At 38.9% G+C, this 922-nt stretch carries 1 protein-coding gene; it reads left to right on the top strand.

From position 1 onward, the window contains the following. Positions 1-295 precede the first annotated feature (295 nt). Positions 296-742, top strand: a complete 447-nt coding sequence (locus Psfp_RS21150; RefSeq protein WP_243120844.1) for an MFS transporter — start codon at positions 296-298, stop codon at positions 740-742. The last annotated feature ends 180 nt before the right edge of the window (positions 743-922 follow it).

Here is a 922-nt window from a genome sequence, read left to right as displayed (position 1 = left end):
ACATTTTTTGACCTCCAAAGTGCAAGCTTTTTGCATATTTTAGCTTGTTTTCCTTGGATAATAATTCGACAAAAGTACCCTCAATCCCTTGGTATTACTGGAATTTTTGGCTATTCAGCAAGCCCTAGTTAGGTACTGGCTTTTATAATTAAAGGACAAATAACACCTATAGCTGGTCGGGGAACAACCATCTCTCCCCGATTTTTTATCTGTAATTGCCTCAATATCCTTACCTCCGCAAAAATACCCTTGAAATTCAGTGACTAAGCTAAAGTGTTGAGTACTGTTGTCTCTGATGCTTTTTGCCGGTGCTGTGGGAGGGTTGATTGGCGGATATATTTCTGATATTATTGGGCGCAAGCCGGTAATTGTTGACTCATTAATTCTGGCTACCCCACTGTTATACCTTTACTTGAACAGCAGCGGAGCTTTAAGTTATTTTTTAGTGATTCTGGCTGGTACGTTTCTCCTGTCTTCTTTTTCAGTGACCGTTGTATTAGCTCAGGACATATTAAAAGAAAATAAGGCAATGGCCTCTGGTTTAATGCTGGGCTTTACAATCGGCCTTGGGGGACTGGGAGTGGGTTTGATAGGATTACTGGTTGAATACTGGGGGATTAACACGATTATACATCTATTGGTACTATTTCCTCTGTTGGCGGGGTTAATTGGTATAACTATAAACGACGATTACCATAAAATAGCCCGCAAGCCAAAAAGGCTTTTATTACAAGGAGATTGATATTGCCTGATTGAAAAATAGATGGTACTCACAATTCAAATATATGTCGATAAAAGCCCAGCGGTAAAATGTCAAGCCCACTTTAAAAAAGAATTGGAAAAAATATTTCATTATGCGAGACAAAAGAATATAACAAACTAAGCCCAGAAAATTACAATATCTGGGTCTGAGAGGGTGGTC

It is taken from the genome of Pelotomaculum sp. FP (assembly GCF_004369245.1).
GTDB lineage: Bacteria > Bacillota > Desulfotomaculia > Desulfotomaculales > Pelotomaculaceae > Pelotomaculum_C > Pelotomaculum_C schinkii.
This window is presented reverse-complemented; position numbering and strand designations above follow the sequence as displayed.

Coding starts and splice junctions, on each gene's coding strand:
- Psfp_RS21150 (WP_243120844.1), top strand. CDS start 296: ATGCTTTTTGCCGGTGCTGTGGGAGGGTTGATTGGCGGATATATTTCT.